General features: G+C 75.1%; 14 protein-coding genes. 13 read left to right on the top strand and 1 reads right to left on the bottom strand.

Going from position 1 to position 16,053, the window contains the following annotated elements:
• Positions 1–71: 71 nt before the first annotated feature.
• Positions 72–527 carry a metallopeptidase family protein gene (locus tag PGN05_RS18110; RefSeq protein WP_419753958.1) on the bottom strand — a complete coding sequence of 152 codons (456 nt, stop codon included), beginning with the start codon at positions 525–527 and terminating at the stop codon, positions 72–74.
• Positions 528–683: 156 nt separating this feature from the next.
• Here PGN05_RS18110 and PGN05_RS18105 point away from each other — a divergent pair, with 156 nt between their 5' ends.
• The 13 genes from PGN05_RS18105 (at position 684) to PGN05_RS18045 (ending at position 16,021) form a co-directional block, all read left to right on the top strand.
• Positions 684–1,085 carry a DUF3499 domain-containing protein gene (locus tag PGN05_RS18105; RefSeq protein ID WP_419753957.1) on the top strand — a complete coding sequence of 134 codons (402 nt, stop codon included), beginning with the start codon at positions 684–686 and terminating at the stop codon, positions 1,083–1,085.
• A 117-nt stretch (positions 1,086–1,202) separates the two neighbouring features.
• Entirely contained in the window at positions 1,203–2,588 is a 1,386-nt protein-coding gene (locus PGN05_RS18100) for a phosphomannomutase/phosphoglucomutase (RefSeq protein WP_419753956.1), read from the top strand.
• The gene (locus PGN05_RS18095) at positions 2,585–2,809 is read left to right on the top strand and encodes a Trm112 family protein (RefSeq protein ID WP_419753955.1); all 225 of its coding nucleotides are present in this window, start codon (positions 2,585–2,587) and stop codon (positions 2,807–2,809) included. Before PGN05_RS18100 ends, PGN05_RS18095 begins: the two co-directional genes overlap by 4 nt.
• Entirely contained in the window at positions 2,806–3,951 is a 1,146-nt protein-coding gene (locus PGN05_RS18090; RefSeq protein ID WP_419753954.1) for an SIS domain-containing protein, read from the top strand. Before PGN05_RS18095 ends, PGN05_RS18090 begins: the two co-directional genes overlap by 4 nt.
• A gap of 154 nt (positions 3,952–4,105) precedes the next feature.
• Positions 4,106–5,047 (top strand): DUF808 domain-containing protein, encoded by a 942-nt coding sequence (locus PGN05_RS18085; RefSeq protein WP_419753953.1) that lies wholly within the window; start codon positions 4,106–4,108, stop codon positions 5,045–5,047.
• A 90-nt stretch (positions 5,048–5,137) separates the two neighbouring features.
• Positions 5,138–6,874: a glycerol-3-phosphate dehydrogenase/oxidase gene (locus PGN05_RS18080; RefSeq protein WP_419753952.1), complete on the top strand. Its 1,737-nt coding sequence runs from the start codon at positions 5,138–5,140 to the stop codon at positions 6,872–6,874.
• Positions 6,875–6,959: 85 nt separating this feature from the next.
• Positions 6,960–8,135: a mannose-6-phosphate isomerase, class I gene (manA, locus tag PGN05_RS18075; protein WP_419753951.1), complete on the top strand. Its 1,176-nt coding sequence runs from the start codon at positions 6,960–6,962 to the stop codon at positions 8,133–8,135.
• 64 nt (positions 8,136–8,199) lie between these two features.
• The gene (locus PGN05_RS18070; protein ID WP_419753950.1) at positions 8,200–9,051 is read left to right on the top strand and encodes a GmrSD restriction endonuclease domain-containing protein; all 852 of its coding nucleotides are present in this window, start codon (positions 8,200–8,202) and stop codon (positions 9,049–9,051) included.
• 146 nt (positions 9,052–9,197) lie between these two features.
• Positions 9,198–10,682, top strand: coding sequence for an adenosylhomocysteinase (gene ahcY / locus PGN05_RS18065; protein ID WP_419753949.1), 1,485 nt, complete (start codon positions 9,198–9,200; stop codon positions 10,680–10,682).
• A 236-nt stretch (positions 10,683–10,918) separates the two neighbouring features.
• Complete coding sequence (gene mtrA / locus PGN05_RS18060) at positions 10,919–11,635, top strand: MtrAB system response regulator MtrA (protein ID WP_419753948.1); 717 nt, start codon at positions 10,919–10,921, stop codon at positions 11,633–11,635.
• A gap of 61 nt (positions 11,636–11,696) precedes the next feature.
• On the top strand, positions 11,697–13,457 hold the full coding sequence (gene mtrB, locus PGN05_RS18055; RefSeq protein WP_419753947.1) for an MtrAB system histidine kinase MtrB: 1,761 nt from the start codon (positions 11,697–11,699) through the stop codon (positions 13,455–13,457).
• A complete protein-coding gene (locus tag PGN05_RS18050) occupies positions 13,454–15,169 on the top strand; it encodes an LpqB family beta-propeller domain-containing protein (protein WP_419753946.1) in 1,716 nt (571 codons plus the stop codon). Before mtrB ends, PGN05_RS18050 begins: the two co-directional genes overlap by 4 nt.
• 84 nt (positions 15,170–15,253) lie before the next feature.
• Positions 15,254–16,021 (top strand): ComF family protein, encoded by a 768-nt coding sequence (locus tag PGN05_RS18045; RefSeq protein ID WP_419753945.1) that lies wholly within the window; start codon positions 15,254–15,256, stop codon positions 16,019–16,021.
• Positions 16,022–16,053 lie beyond the last annotated feature (32 nt).

Genomic DNA, 16,053 nt, shown 5'->3' with positions numbered 1-16,053 from the left:
GGCCGTGACGCAGGTAGAGCTTCCTCTCCCTCGCAGTGGCAGGGGGCCGCGGCGGGCCCCTGCAGGGGGCCTCAGGCGGTGGGGTCGATCTCCTCGGGGTCGCGGCCCAGCAGCACCGCGACCTGGTCGACGACGACGTCGCGCACGAGGTCGGCCAGGTCGTCGCGGTCGTGCGCGCGCAGCTCCAGCGGCCGCCGGTAGACGACGATCCGCGGGGGCACCTCCCGGCCGCCCTCCCGGTGCGCGGGCAGGACGCGGGCCAGCGGCACGCTGCCGTCGTCCAGCACGTCGGCGTCCAGCACGACCTCGTCGGGGTTGGTGTGCTCGACCCAGGGGACGTCCTCGACGGCGAACTCGACCCCCGCGAGCTCCTTCTCCCACCGGCGCTCGAGGTCCTCGACCGCATCGAGGACCAGGTCGTCGAACTGCTCGCCGCGGCTGCGGGCCAGCGGCACGCCCTCGGGCACCAGCCGGCCGCGCAGACCGCGACCGTGCCGGTCGCGGCGGGAACGGGCGGGTCGGCTCATGGTGGGTGCGAGCGTACGGCCGGGCTGCGGGGGACGTGCGGTGGACGAGGCGCCGCCGGTCCGGTGCCCGGCGCCGACCGGTTGCCGGTGCCCGCGGGGCCGTCGTGGAGGATGGGACTGCTGCTGCCGCGGGGGTCGAGAAACCCGGTGTGCCTGATGCCGTGGACCGGGGTACGCGTCTACTGTTCGTCGCGTGAGGAACCGGTGGTGAGGCAGTCACGTCGCTGCTCGCGCAGCGGCTGCGCGCAACCGGCGGCAGCGACCTTGACGTACGTGTACGCGGAGTCGACCGCTGTCGTCGGCCCGTTGGCGACGTTCTCGGAACCGCACAGCTACGACCTCTGCGAGTTCCACGCCGAGCGGCTGACCGTCCCGCGGGGCTGGGAGGTCGTCCGCCACGAGATCGACCTCGAGGACTCCGGCCCGACCGGCGACGACCTGCTGGCCCTGGCCGACGCCGTCCGCGAGGCCGCCCGGCCCGAGCCGCCGCGCCCGCCGGCCGACGACGGCAGCGGCACCCGCCGCGGCCACCTGCGGGTCCTGCCCGACATCTCCTGACGGAGGACCCCGCTCCCCCGTTCGGGGAGCCGGTGAGCCGCCCGGTGGGGACGCCGCTAGTGTCGGTCGGCACCGTGGACCGGGGAGTCCGCGGTGAGTCCAGCCGAGGGTGAACACGTGGGTGAGCTTGCGAGACCCCGCACGAGCGGTCTCTCGTCGATCATCAAGGCCTACGACGTCCGTGGTGTCGTGCCGGACGAGTGGGACGAGCACGTCGCCCGCCGGATCGGCGCCGCCTTCGCCGAGTTCGTGCACGCCGAGAGCGGCGCGACGGCGGTCGTGACGGCGCACGACATGCGCGACTCGTCGGTGCCGCTGTCCCGCGCCTTCGCCGAGGGCGTGCTGTCCCGCGGCGTCGACGTGGTCGAGGCCGGACTCGGCTCGACCGACCTCCTCTACTTCGCCGCCGGCTCCCTCGACGTGCCCGGGGCGATGTTCACCGCCAGTCACAACCCCGCGCAGTACAACGGCATCAAGCTGTGCCGCGCCGGTGCGGCGCCCATCGGCCAGGACTCCGGACTGGTCACCATCCGCGAGTGGGCCGAGCACGACAGCTACGAGCGCGTCCCCACCCGGACGGCCTCCATCGGGCAGCGGGACCTCCTCGCCGAGTACGCCGCCCACCTGCGCGGGCTGGTCGACCTGTCGGGCATCCGGCCGCTGCGGGTGGTCGTCGACGCGGGCAACGGCATGGGCGGGCACACCGTCCCCGTCGTGCTGGCCGGCCTGCCGTTGGACGTCGTGCCGATGTACTTCGAGCTCGACGGCTCCTTCCCCCACCACGAGGCCAACCCGCTGGACCCGGCCAACCTCGTCGACCTGCAGGAGGCGATGCGCCGCGAGCGGGCGGACATCGGCCTGGCCTTCGACGGCGACGCCGACCGCGTCTTCGTCGTGGACGAGAACGGTGACCCGGTCAGCCCGTCGGCGATCACCGCGCTGGTCGCCGTCCGGGAGCTGGCCAAGGGTCGCGGGACGACGGTCATCCACAACCTGATCACCTCGCGCGCGGTGCCCGAGATCGTCCGCGAGCACGGCGGCGAGCCGGTGCGCACCCGGGTCGGGCACTCCTTCATCAAGGCCGAGATGGCCCGGACCGACGCGGTCTTCGGTGGCGAGCACTCCGCGCACTACTACTTCCGCGACTTCTGGCGGGCCGACACCGGCATGCTCGCCGCGATGCACGTCCTCGCCGCGCTGGGGGAGCAGAGCCGGCCGCTGTCGGAGCTGACCGCCGCCTACAGCCGCTACGCCGCCTCCGGCGAGATCAACTCGACCGTGGCCGACGCGACGGGGCGGACGGCGGCGGTGCGCGAGCTGTTCGAGGGCGAGGGCGGAACGGTCGACGAGCTCGACGGCCTCACCGTGGAGCTGGCCGACGGCTCGTGGTTCAACCTGCGGGCCAGCAACACCGAGCCCCTGCTCCGGCTCAACGTGGAGGCCCCCGACGCGGCGCGCATGGTCGCGCTGCGGGACCGGATCCTGGAGGTGGTGCGCGCATGACCGGGACCCCCGGCACGCCGGCCGCCGGCCCGCTGGGGCTCGACCCCGCGCTGCTGGCGATCCTGGCCTGCCCCGACACCCACCACAGCCCGCTGACCGTCGACGAGGAGGCCGGCGAGCTGCTCTGCACGACCTGCGACCGGGCCTTCCCGGTGCGCGACGGCATCCCCGTGCTGCTGCTCGACGAGGCGCGGCACCGGGGCGGCGGAGCAGGCGGGTGACCTCACCCGAGCTGGCCGAGGAGGTCCTCGACGACCTCGAGCTGCTGCGCGCCCGCGACCCGCGTGGGCTGCTGCCGGCCGTCGCCGGCGCCGGGGCGCAGGTGCGCGAGACCGCGCGGCTCACCGAGGAGGCCGGGATCGAGCGCGTGGTCGCCGGCGGCCGCCCGCGCGGCCTGGTGATCGTGGGCCGGCGCGAGGGAGCGGTGGCCGCGTCGGTGCTGCGGGCGCTGCTCGGGCCGGCGAGCCCGGTGACCGTCGACGTCGTCCCCGGGCCGGACCTGCCGGTGTGGACCGGGCCCAGCGACATCGCCGTGGTCGCCACCCGCACCGGCGCGGGCCGGTACGCGGTGACCCCCGCCTACGAGGCGGCCCGCCGCGGCGTGACGCTGCTCGGCATCGGCGCGGAGGACGCCCCGCTGCGCGCCGCCTGCAGCACCGCCCGCGCCCCGTACGTCCCGCTGCCGAGCTCCCGGGTGCGGCACACGACGCTGTGGTCGCTGCTCACCCCGCTGCTGCAGCTGGCCGTGGGCCTGGAGCTGGTCCCCGAGGCCACCGCCGACCTCGAGGCGATCGCGTCGGCCCTCGACGAGGTCGCCACCGAGTGCGGGCCCGCGCAGGAGTCGTTCGTCAACCCGGCCAAGACGCTGGCGCTCGAGCTGCTCGACGCGCTCCCGGTGATCGCCGCCGAGGGGCCGCTGGCCGGCACCGCCGCCACCCGGATCGCCGACCAGCTGGCCACGCTGGCGGGGCTCCCGGTGACCACCTTCCGCATGCCCGACCAGCGGGTGGCCGCCTGCTCGGTGCTGCGTGGCCCGCTGGCCCCGCGGGACGGTTCCGACGACTTCTTCCGGGACCGCGCCGAGGACGCCGGCCGGCGGCTGCGGCTGCTCACCGTGCGCGACAGCGACGCCGGCGAGCACGACGGCGCCGGCGAGCGGGAGCCGCGGTCGGCGCAGGAGGCCCTGCAGGAGGCGCTGCGCAGCGCCGCGGCGTCCAACGTCCCGGTGAGCGGGTTGGCCGAGCACGGCGAGCCGGAGCGGTACGGCCGGCTGCCGCGGCTGGCCCGCCAGCTCGCCGTGGCCGACTTCACCGCGGTCTACCTGGCCCTGGCCCTCGACACCGAGCGGGTCGCCGGCGCCTGAGCACACCCCGGGAGCCGTTCCGCGGATCGGGGGTTCGGCGTCCCCGGGCGGGTACCTCCGCCGGGACGCCGGTGTCCGGCCGCGCGCGGTGCGGCCGGACACCGCACGATGACCGAGACAGCACACCAGTGCTGACCGACCGGAAGGACGTCCCGTGGCGGGTGGACTCGTAGCCCTGTTCGACGACGTGGCGACACTGGCGAAGGCCGCCGCCGCCTCCGTCGACGACATCGGTGCCGCGGCCGGCCGGGCCAGCGCGAAGGCCGCCGGCGTGGTCGTCGACGACACCGCGGTCACGCCGCAGTACGTGCACGGGCTGGCTGCCGAGCGCGAGATCCCGATCATCAAGCGCATCGCCAAGGGCTCGCTGCGCAACAAGCTGCTCATCCTGCTGCCGGCGGTGCTGCTGCTCAGCCAGTTCCTGCCGTGGCTGCTCACCCCGATCCTCATGGTCGGCGGCGCGTACCTCTGCTACGAGGGCGCGGAGAAGGTCTGGCACAAGCTCCGCGGCCACGACGAGGCCCACGGTGCCGCTGATGCGGCGCCCCCGGACGAGGACACCATCGTGTCCGGCGCCGTGCGCACCGACTTCATCCTGTCCGCCGAGATCATGGTGATCTCGCTGAACGAGGTGGTCGACCAGCCCTTCCTGTCCCGGGCGGTGATCCTCGCGGTCGTCGCGGTCGGCATCACCGTGCTGGTGTACGGCGTCGTCGGCCTGATCGTGAAGATGGACGACGCCGGCCTGAGCCTGTCCGCGCGCCCCACGAAGGCCGTGGCCGCGCTCGGCCGCGGGATGGTGAAGGCGATGCCGCGGCTGCTCGCCGTCATCACCGTCGTCGGGACCGCCGCGATGCTCTGGGTGGGCGGTCACATCCTGCTGGTCGGCACCGACGAGCTGGGGCTGCACTTCCTGTACGAGACCGTGCACCACTGGGAGGAGGCGGCCCACGAGGCCACCGGGGCTCTCGGCGGGGTCGTGGGCTGGCTGGTCAACACCCTGGCCAGCGCGGTCCTCGGGCTGATCGTCGGGGCCCTGGTCGTGGCGGTCATGAGCCTGTTCCACCGGCGGAAGCAGGAGAACCCCGCCCACTAGGTCGCGGCGGGACCGCCGGAGATCGACCGTTCCCGCGTCCGTGATCCAGGTCTCATCCCGGCCGGAGCGCGGCCGGAGCAGAGTGGGGACATGAGTCGCACGCACCTCTCGCCGGACCGGCGGCGCGCCGACCGGGCTCGGCTGGCCGACGAGGTGGTGGACGTGCTCGTGGTCGGCGGGGGAGTGACCGGGGCCGGCGCGGCCCTGGACGCCGCCAGCCGTGGCCTGTCGGTGGGGTTGGTGGAGGCCCGGGACTGGGCCGCGGGCACCTCCAGCCGGTCGAGCAAGCTGATCCACGGCGGGTTGCGCTACCTGGAGCAGCTGGCCTTCCCGCTGGTGCGGGAGGCGCTGCACGAGCGCACCCGGCTGGTGCAGACGATCGCCCCCCACCTGGTCCGGCCGCTGCCGTTCCTGCTCCCGCTGCCCGCGCCCTGGCAGCGGGCCTACTACGGGGCCGGCGTGGCGCTGTACGACGTCCTCAGCAGTGCACTGGACGCCGACCGCGCCCTGCCGGCCCACCGGCACCTGTCCCGACGGGCCACGCTGTCGGCCTTCCCTGCGCTGCGCCCCGACGCCGTGTCCGGAGGGTCGATCCGCTACTGGGACGCCCAGGTCGACGACGCCCGGCACACGCTGGCCGTCGTCCGGACGGCGGCCGGCTACGGGGCGCGGGTGCTGTCCAGCGCCCGCGTCACCGGGCTGCTCCGCGACGGGGAGGGCAGCGGCGCCCCGGTGGTCGGCGTCCGGGTGTCCGACCTGACCGACGGGTCCTCGTTCACGGTCCGGGCGCGCAGCGTCGTGGCCGCCACCGGGGTGTGGAGCGACGACGTCGGGGTGATGCTCGGGGCCTCGGCGCCGAGCCTGCGGGTCCGGGCCTCCAAGGGCGTGCACCTGGTCGTGCCGCGCGACGCCATCGACGTCCGCGACGTCCCCGACCGTCCCGGGCTGATCCTCCGGACGCCGACCAGCGTGCTGTTCGTCATCCCGTGGGGCGACCAGTGGATCGTCGGCACCACCGACACCCCCTGGAAGCTCGACCGGGACCACCCCGCGGCCAGCAGCGCCGACATCGGCTACCTGCTCGACCAGGTCAACCGGGTGCTGTCCCGGCCGCTGACCGCCGACCAGGTCGTCGGCGTCTACGCGGGGCTGCGGCCGCTGCTGGCCGGGGAGGCCGACCAGACCAGCCGGCTCTCCCGCGAGCACGCCGTCGTCACCCCGGTGCCGGGGCTGGTGCTGGTGGCCGGGGGCAAGTACACGACCTACCGCGTCATGGCGGCCGACGCCGTCGACGCGGCCACCGCCGGGCTGCCCGGGGTGCCACCCTCGCGGACCGCTCACCTGCCGCTGGTCGGCGCGCACCGCTGGGCCACCGTCCGCGACACCGGTCCGGAGCTGGCCGCGGCGGCCGGCCTGCCCGGGGACGCCGTCGATCGGCTGCTGCACCGGCACGGGGACCGCGTCGGCGAGGTGCTCGAGCTCGTCCGTGCCGACCCGGAGCTGGGGCGGCCGCTGCCCGGGGCGCCGGCGCACCTGGCCGCCGAGGTGGTGCACGCCGTGACCGTCGAGGGCGCGCTGCACATCGACGACGTCCTGACCCGCCGGACGAGGGTGTCGATCACCACGCCGCACCGCGGCACGGAGTCGGCCCCGGCGGTCGCCGCCCTCATGGCCGGGCCGCTGGGCTGGGACGGGCCCCGGGTGGAGCGTGAGGTCGCCCACTACGCGGCGCGGGTCGAGGCGGAGCGGGAGAGCCAGCGCATGCCGGACGACCGCACCGCAGACGCAGCTCGGCTCGGCGCGCCGGACGTGCGGGCGGCCGTCTGAGGGATGCCCCTTTCGGGGGATCCACCGGAGGCTCCACGCGGCCGTAGTAACTGGTGTGCTCTCCCAGTCAGTAGCCTCGTCCGTGATGTGGCAGCTCACCAGTGCAGTCCGGTTCTACCCATGGGGCAGCCGGACGGTCATCCCCGAGCTGCTCGGCCAGCCCAGCCCGGCCGACCGGCCGCACGCCGAGCTGTGGATGGGCGCCCACCCCGACGAGCCGAGCCTGCTGGCCGACGGGCGGGCCCTGGACAAGGCGATCGCCGACGAGCCCGAGCGGCTGCTCGGCGCCCCGGTCGTCGAGCACTTCGGCGCTCGGCTGCCGTTCCTGCTCAAGGTGCTGGCCGCCGACGCGCCCCTGTCGCTGCAGGCGCACCCGACGATGGCGCAGGCCGCCGCCGGCTACGCCGCGGAGGAGGCCGCCGGGGTCCCGAAGGACGACCCGACGCGCACCTTCAAGGACCCGTGGCACAAGCCCGAGCTGCTGGTCGCGCTCACCACGTTCGAGGCGCTGTGCGGCTTCCGCCCGGTCGAGGAGTCCCTGCACTGCCTGGCCAAGCTGCAGGTGCCGGAGTTGAAGCCGACCATCGCCGCGCTCGCCCGGCGCGGTCTGCGGGCCGCCATCCCGCAGCTGCTGGCCCTCTCCGGCCGGCGCCGGACCGCGCTGGTGGAGGCCGTCGCCGACGCCGCGAGCCAGTTCGTCGCCGCGCACGACCCGGAGTTCATCAACACCTACCGGTGGGCCGCGACGCTGGCCGAGACCTACCCCGGCGACCCCGGCGTGGTCATCTCGCTGATGTGCAACCACCTCAAGCTGGCCCCCGGCGAGGCGGTGTTCATGCCCGCCGGCAACCTGCACGCCTACCTCAGCGGGGCCGGCGTCGAGGTGATGGCGAGTTCGGACAACGTGCTGCGCGGTGGCCTGACCGGCAAGCACGTCGACCTGGCCGCGCTCATCGAGGTGCTCGACTTCAGCGACGGGCGCGTCCCGGTCCTCCACCCGGTGCTCGGGCCGGGCGGCCTGCGCTACCCGGTGCCGATCGAGGACTTCGACCTCACCCGCGTCGCCCTGGACGCCCAGTCGGGCTCGCTCACCACCGCCGGGCCCCAGCTCCTGCTGTGCACCGAGGGCCGGGCGGTCCTCGGTGCGGCCGACGGTGAGCTCGTGCTGGAGAAGGGTCAGTCGGCGTTCGTCCCGGCGGGGGAGCCGGTGACCGCGCGCGGCCCGGCGGTCCTCTACCGCACCACCACGAACCTGGGCTGACCCGGGCCCGCGGCGGGCGTGTCGCCGCCGCGGGTCCGGGATGGCGGCCTAGCGTCGGGGGGCCGTGGTCCTCCGTCCCCGCCCCGTCCTCCGCCGGCTGGCCGCCGGTGCGGTGGCGCTCGCCCTGACCGTGGGGGCGACCGCGTGCGAGCTCCTGCCCACCGGTGGGGACGTGCTCGCGGACGCGCCGGCGGGCTCGGCGCTGGAGACCCTCGGGCAGCTCGAGGTGCGGGGCCGGGCGCCGCGCACCGGCTACGACCGGGACCGCTTCGGCGCGGGCTGGGTGGACACCGACCGCAACGGCTGCGACACCCGCAACGACGTCCTGGCGCGGGACCTCACCGGCGAGACGTTCCGGCCGGACACCGGCGGCTGCGTCGTCCTCAGCGGCACCCTGGACGACCCGTACTCCGGCCGCACCATCGAGTTCCGCCGCGGCGAGGACACCAGCGAGGCGGTGCAGATCGACCACGTCGTCGCCCTCTCCGACGCCTGGCAGAAGGGCGCCCAGGCCTGGGACGAGGCCCGCCGCACCGCCTTCGCCAACGACCCGCTCAACCTGCTCGCCGTCGACGGGCCGCTCAACCAGCAGAAGTCCGACGGCGACGCCGCCACCTGGCTGCCGCCCAACCGCTCGTACCGCTGCGCCTACGTGGCCCGCCAGGTCGCGGTGAAGGCCGCCTACGGGCTGTGGGTCACCGCCGGAGAGCGCGAGGCGGCCGCCGGCGTGCTGTCCCGCTGTCCGGACGAGCCGCTGCCCGCGGGCGCGGGCGCGGCTCCGGGAGCGGGCGGGGCGCCGGTGTCCTACGCCGACTGCGCCGCGGTCCGCACGGCCGGCGCCGCGCCGATCCGGCGCGGCGAGCCGGGCTGGCAGGACGCCTTCGACGGCGACGGGGACGGGGTCGGCTGCGAGTAGGCCGGGCCCGGACCGCCACGTCGTATCCTGGACGACGGCACGAGCCCCGCCGAAGCCTCGGCATGCTCGCTCCCCGGCACGAGCCGGGACCCTCAGCGACCGACGCGCGCCCGCCCCTCGGGAGCCGGGCCGATCACTGGAGCGACATGACCGCCAGCACTGGCACCCGCGTACTGACCGACGCCTACTTCAAGGTCGCCGACCTCTCCCTCGCCGGCTTCGGCCGCAAGGAGATCGCCCTCGCCGAGCACGAGATGCCCGGCCTCATGGCGCTGCGCGCCGAGTACGGCGACGCGCAGCCCCTGGCCGGCGCGCGCATCGCCGGGTCGCTGCACATGACCGTGCAGACCGCCGTCCTCATCGAGACGCTGACCGCGCTCGGCGCCGACGTCCGCTGGGTCAGCTGCAACATCTTCTCCACCCAGGACCACGCCGCGGCCGCGATCGTCGTGGGCGACGGCACCGCCGAGGAGCCCGCCGGCGTCCCGGTGTTCGCCTGGAAGGGCGAGACGCTGGAGGAGTACTGGTGGTGCACCCAGCGCCTGTTCGAGTTCCGGGGCGAGGACGGCGCCGTCGTCGGCCCCAACATGCTGCTGGACGACGGCGGTGACGCGACCCTGCTCGTGCACCTGGGCACCCGCTTCGAGGCCGACGGCGCCGTTCCCGCGACCACCGAGGTCGACTCCGAGGAGTACGGCGTCATCCTCGAGGCGCTGCGCGGCACCCTGGCGGAGGACGGGCAGTACTGGACCCGCATCGGCCAGGGGATCCGCGGCGTCACCGAGGAGACCACCACCGGCGTCATGCGCCTGTACGAGCTCGCCCGCGAGGGCCGGCTGCTGTTCCCGGCGATCAACGTCAACGACTCGGTCACCAAGAGCAAGTTCGACAACCTCTACGGCTGCCGGCACTCCCTCATCGACGGCATCAACCGGGCCACCGACGTCATGATCGGCGGCAAGGTCGCCGTCGTCTGCGGTTACGGGGACGTCGGCAAGGGCTGCGCCGAGTCGCTGCGCGGCCAGGGCGCCCGGGTGATCATCACGGAGATCGACCCGATCTGCGCGCTGCAGGCGGCGATGCACGGCTACGAGGTGACCACGCTCGACGAGGTCATCGGCAAGGCCGACATCATCATCACGGCCACCGGCAACAAGGACATCATCACCGCCGAGCAGCTGGGCCGGACCAAGCACCAGGCGATCGTCGGCAACATCGGGCACTTCGACAACGAGATCGACATCGCCGGTCTGGCCCGCACCCCGGGCATCGAGCGGACGACCATCAAGCCGCAGGTCGACGAGTGGCGGTTCGCCGACGGCCACACGATCATCGTGCTCTCCGAGGGCCGGCTGCTGAACCTGGGCAACGCCACCGGCCACCCCAGCTTCGTGATGAGCGCGTCGTTCTCCAACCAGGTGCTCGCGCAGATCGAGCTGTGGAACAACCGCGCCGCCTACGAGGGTCAGACCCCCGGGGTGACCGTCCTGCCCAAGAAGCTCGACGAGCACGTGGCCCGACTGCACCTCGACGCCCTCGGCGTGAAGCTCACCGAGCTGAGCAAGGTGCAGGCCGACTACATCGGCGTGCCGGTGGAGGGCCCCTTCAAGTCCGACCACTACCGCTACTGAGAGGACCCCGCTGCCCCCCACCCTTCGCAGGCTCAGGGCGGGTCCCTGCAGCGGGGGCCGTTCCAGTGCGTCACCAGGCTCAGGGTGGGCCCCGGGACGGGGCCGTTCCAGTCGGTCGCTCGGGGCCGGATACGCCCTGTCGGGGGGCGTACTCCTGCTACTGGGTGACACCCGTGGGGCACCCGTCCGGTCCATCACCGGGCGGGTGCCCTCGTTTTCGCGGCGGGCAGCGCAGAATGGGCGCCGTGCCACCCACCGCTCCCCAGAACGGCTCCAGCCGCGGCCGTGTCCTGGTCGTCGACGACGACGCCGCCCTCGCCGAGATGCTCGGCATCGTGCTCCGGCGCGAGGGCTACGAGCCGGCCTTCGTCTCCGACGGCAACCGCGCGGTGGGCGTCTTCCAGCAGACCCGCCCGGACATCGTGCTGCTCGACCTCATGCTGCCCGGCCGCAACGGCCTGCAGATCTGCCAGGACATCCGCACCCAGTCGACCGTGCCGATCGTCATGCTCACCGCCAAGGGCGACACGATCGACGTCGTCCAGGGGCTGGAGGCCGGCGCCGACGACTACGTCACCAAGCCGTTCAAGCCGGTCGAGCTGGTCGCGCGGGTGCGCGCCCAGCTGCGGCGGGGCGAGACCGGCCAGGCGGAGAACCTGAGCATCGGCGACGTCCAGATCGACGTGCCGGCGCACCAGGTCACGCGGGACGGCGTGCCGATCGCGCTGACCCCGCTGGAGTTCGACCTGCTGGTCGCCCTGGCCCGCAAGCCGCGGCAGGTGTTCACCCGCGAGCTGCTGCTCGAGCAGGTGTGGGGGTACCGGCACGCCGCGGACACCCGGCTGGTGAACGTCCACGTGCAGCGGCTGCGCGCCAAGATCGAGCGCGACCCGGAGAAGCCCGAGATCGTGCTGACCGTGCGCGGTGTCGGCTACAAGGCGGGCCCACCGTGAGCGAGCCTGCCCGTGGCAGGGCACCGGTTCGCGCAGTGACGGCGGCGCGGCCGCGGCGGTCGTGAGCACCACCCGCCCGGCACCCGCCGACCCCGCGGCGGAGCCGGCCGCGGCGCCTGCGCCCGGCGTCGCGTCGTCCTCCGCCGGGGTGGTGGGCACGCCGGCGGCCACCTCCCGCCCGGGCGCGCAGTCCCGGGTGCGGCGGCTGCGCCGCGGGGTGCGGCGCCGGGTCGTCCGGACCCGCCGGATCGCCCGCCGGCTCGGCGCGCGGGCGCTGCACGCGTGGCGGTCCTCGCTGCACGTGCGCATCGGCGCGATCACGATGGTGGTCGCCGGCACGGTCGTCGTGATCGTGAGCATGGTGCTGTTCAGCCAGATCCGGGACCAGCTGCTGTCGGTCAAGCGGCAGGCGGCCGTCGACCAGGCGCAGGCGGGCGTGCTGTACGCGCAGAGCGAGGTGGCCGGCATCGCGACCGGGGACGCGGCGAGCGTCCGGTCGACCCTGGACCGCACCGTCAAGCAGCTCAAGGAGCGCGGCGGCCCGGCCGGTGACTTCGACGTCGTCATGGTCTACCGCAGCGGCGACACCGAGCGGCCGGCGCCCAGCCGCCGCTTCGTCTACCCGGCGATCCCGGCCGAGCTGCGTGCCGACGTCGCCTCGGGCGGCCAGTTCTCGCAGTACGCGATGGTGCCCGACGCGACCGACGAGCTCCGGCCGACGCTGCTCATCGGCGCCCCGGTGCCCACCGACGCCGCGGCTCCCGAGCGGATCGAGCTGTACTACGCCTTCCCCCTCGACCAGGAGGAGGAGAGCCTCTCGCTGATCCGCAGCACCGTGGTGATCAGCGGCATCGCCCTGACGCTGTTCGTCGTCGGCATCGGCGTGCTGGTGACCCGGCTGGTGGTCGACCCGGTGCGCCGGGCGGCCGGGACGGCGCAGCGGCTGGCCGAGGGGCAGCTCGAGGAGCGGATGACGGTCCGCGGCGAGGACGACCTCGCCCGGCTGGCGACCAGCTTCAACGCGATGGCCGACAGCCTCCAGCGGCAGATCACCCAGCTGGAGGGGCTCTCCCAGCTGCAGCAGCGGTTCACCTCCGACGTCTCGCACGAGCTCCGCACGCCGCTGACCACGGTGCAGATGGCCGCGGAGATCCTCTACGAGTCCCGCGGCGACTTCCCGGCGCAGGTGGCCCGCTCCGCGGAGCTGCTGCACACGGAGCTGGACCGGTTCGAGTCGCTGCTCACCGACCTGCTGGAGATCAGCCGCTACGACGCCGGGGTCGCCGTCCTCGACTGGGAGCCCACCGATCTGGGCGCCCTCGTCCGGCGGGTGACCGCCGGGATGTCGGCGCTGGCCGAGCGGCACGGCTGCGAGCTGACCGTCACCGGCCCGGACGAGGAGGTCATCGCCGAGGTCGACGCCCGCCGGGTGGAGCGGATCCTGCGCAACCTGGTCGGCAACGCGATCGAGCACGGGGCGGGGCGACCGGTGGAGGTCTCCTGGGCGGCCAACCGGACCGCGGCCGCGGTCACCGTCCGCGACCACGGCGTCGGGCTCAGCTCGGCCGAGGCCCAGCACGTGTTCGACCGCTTCTGGCGGGCCGACCCCTCGCGCGTGCGGACCGTCGGCGGCAGCGGGCTGGGCCTGTCCATCAGCCTCGAGGACGCCCGGCTGCACGGCGGCTGGCTCCAGGTGTGGGGGCAGCCGGGGGCGGGCGCGCAGTTCCGACTGACCGTGCCGCTGACCGCCGGTGCCGACCTCACCAGCTCGCCGCTGCCACTGCGTCCGGCCGTCGGGCGCCGCGCCCTGGGCGCACGGTGACGCGCCGCGCGGCCGGTCCGCTCGCCGTCGTCCTGGCTCTGCTGAGCGCCTGCTCGACGGTGCCGACCAGCTCGCCGACGGTGCAGATCACCCAGGCGCCGACCCGCCCGGCCGGCGAGGTGGGCATCGAGCCGCTGTCCCCGGTCGCGGGCGCCACGCCCGACGAGATCGTCCGTGGCTTCCTCGACGCCGCGGCCAGCACCGTGCGCGGGCACCCGGTCGCCCGCGAGCACCTGGCGCCGGAGGCGTCGCAGTCGTGGTCGGACGAGTCGGACATCACCGTCCTCGGCTCGGACTACGCCACGGTCACCACCGACGCCGGCACGGTCGCGCTGACCGCCGAGCTCGTGGGCACCATCGACCCGCGTGGGGTCTTCTCGGTGGCCGGCGAGGGGATCTACACCCGCGACTTCACCCTCCAGGAGGTCGAGGGCGAGTGGCGGATCACGAACCCGCCGGACGGGCTGGTGATCCTCGAGCCGGACTTCCAGCGCCTCTACCAGCGCCGCGACCTCTACTTCCTCGACCCCACCGGCGAGCGGGTGGTGCCCGACCCGCGCTACCTGATCAGCGGCGAGGCCCAGCCGACGGCCCTGGTGGACCGGTTGATCGAGGGCGCCTCGGCGTCGCTGTCGGCCGGCGTCCGCAACGACCTCGGAGGCGCGTCGCTGAACAGCACGGTCTCCGTCTCCGGCCAGACGGTGACCGTCGACCTGTCCGGGCTGGCCGAGGCGCCGGAGTCGCAGCTCACGGGGCTGTCCGCGCAGCTGGTCTGGACCCTGGAGCAACTGCCGGCCCGGTCGGTGCAGATCCTGGTGGACGGCGACCCGCTGCGCCTGGACGGCGTGCCCCTGCAGCAGACGGTGGACACCTGGACCCGGTTCGACCCCGACACCGTCCCGGTCGGGGCGGTGGGCCACTACGTCAACGGCGGCGCGCTGCTGACCGTGCCGGGCAACCCGGCGCCGGGACCGGCCGGCACGGGCGGCTACGGCCTCACCGCCGCGGCGGTGGCGACCGACCGGCGCACCGGCGAGCCCACGCAGATGGTGGGGACGACCGAACGCGACGGCGCCAGGCTGCTGTCCGGGCCCTACGGCGGCGACCTGGTGGAGGTCCTCGCCGGGTCCAGCCTCAGCGCGCCGACCGTCGCGGCCACCCGCGAGGAGTTCTGGGTGGTCCGCGACGGCGGTGCGGTGGTGCGGGTGCCGGCCGGCGGCACGCCGCAGTCGGTCACCGTCCCGACGCTGGCCGGGCTCGGCCGCGCCACGGTCCTGCAGCTGTCCCCGGACGGCGTCCGGGCCGCGCTCGTGGTGGAGAACGGCCAGCAGGAGAGCCTGCTCGTGGGCACCGTGGTGCGCTCGGGGGAGGGCGCGGTGGCCCTGCGCGACCTGCGGGCCGTGGCGCCGACGCTGTCCCAGGTCGTGGACGTGGCGTGGCGGACGGCGGGCAGCCTGCTCCTGCTGGCCGGGGACGCCGGCGAGGACCGGATCGTGCCCTACGTCGTCGGGGTCGACGGCTGGGGTCTGGACGACGTGCCCACCGCCGGCCTGCCGAGCCAGCCCACCAGCGTCGCGGCGGCTCCCGGGCAGCCCCCGCTGGTGAGCGCCGGCGGCACCATCTGGCAGTGGCAGCTGGCCGGCGGCACGTGGGTCACCCTCGTCCGCGGCTCGCAGCCGCTGCCGGGGACCGAGCCGGTCTACCCGATGTGAGCCGGTCGTCCACGGTCGGATGGCCCCGTCCACAGCCGGCGGGGAGTCCTGGCGGCGGCGTGAGGGAGCGGCGACGCTGGTCCGGTGGACGGCGGGCTGCTCGCGGCGCTGGCCGACCTGCTCCTGCCGCGCACCTGCGCCGGCTGCGGGCTGCCCGGGGCACTGCTGTGCCGGCGCTGCGCCCGGCTGCTGACCGTGCCGCACCTGGCCCAGCCGCGGCGCTTCCCGGTCGGCTTCCCGCCGACGGTCGCCGCCGGCGCCTACGCCGGGCCGGTGCGGCCGGCGGTCAACGCGTTCAAGGAGCGCGGTCGGGCGGAGCTGGCCCGGCCGCTCGGCGCGGCCCTGGCCCTCGCCGTCGCCGGGGTGGTGGCCGGGCTCGACGGCGGCTGCCGGGAGGTCCGGCTGGTGCCCGTGCCCAGCAGCCGGGCGGCGCTGCGGGTCCGCGGCCGCGACCACGTCCGGGAGCTGACCGGTCGCGCCGTGGCCGAGCTGCGCGCCGCCGGGGTGCCCGCTGCCCCTGCCCGGCTGCTGCGCCGGACCGGGCGGGTGCGGGACTCCGCCGGGCTCTCCGCGGACCAGCGGCGGGCCAACCTCGCCGGCACCTTCGCGCTGGTGCCCGGGGCCGCGGCGGTCGGCCGGGACGGCGTGCTGGTGCTCGTCGACGACGTCGTGACCAGCGGCGCGACCCTCACCGAGGCCGCTGCCGCGCTCGCCCCCGCCGCCGTTCACGCGGGTCCTCCGGTGCTGGCCGCCGTCGTCGCGGCGACCCCGCGCCGGGTCCCTCTGACCGGTCCGGGAGCGGACCGGCGAGGGCAGCAAGGTCGACTGTCGGGACCCGGGAACGGCGACTAGCGTGGAGCCGATCACAGCCCGTCCTACCGGGA

The sequence above is a fragment of the Geodermatophilus sp. CPCC 206100 genome (assembly GCF_048569675.1).
In the GTDB taxonomy this organism is placed as follows: domain Bacteria; phylum Actinomycetota; class Actinomycetes; order Mycobacteriales; family Geodermatophilaceae; genus Geodermatophilus.
Note: the sequence above shows the minus strand (reverse complement) of the source record. Positions and strands in the feature narration are given on the sequence as shown.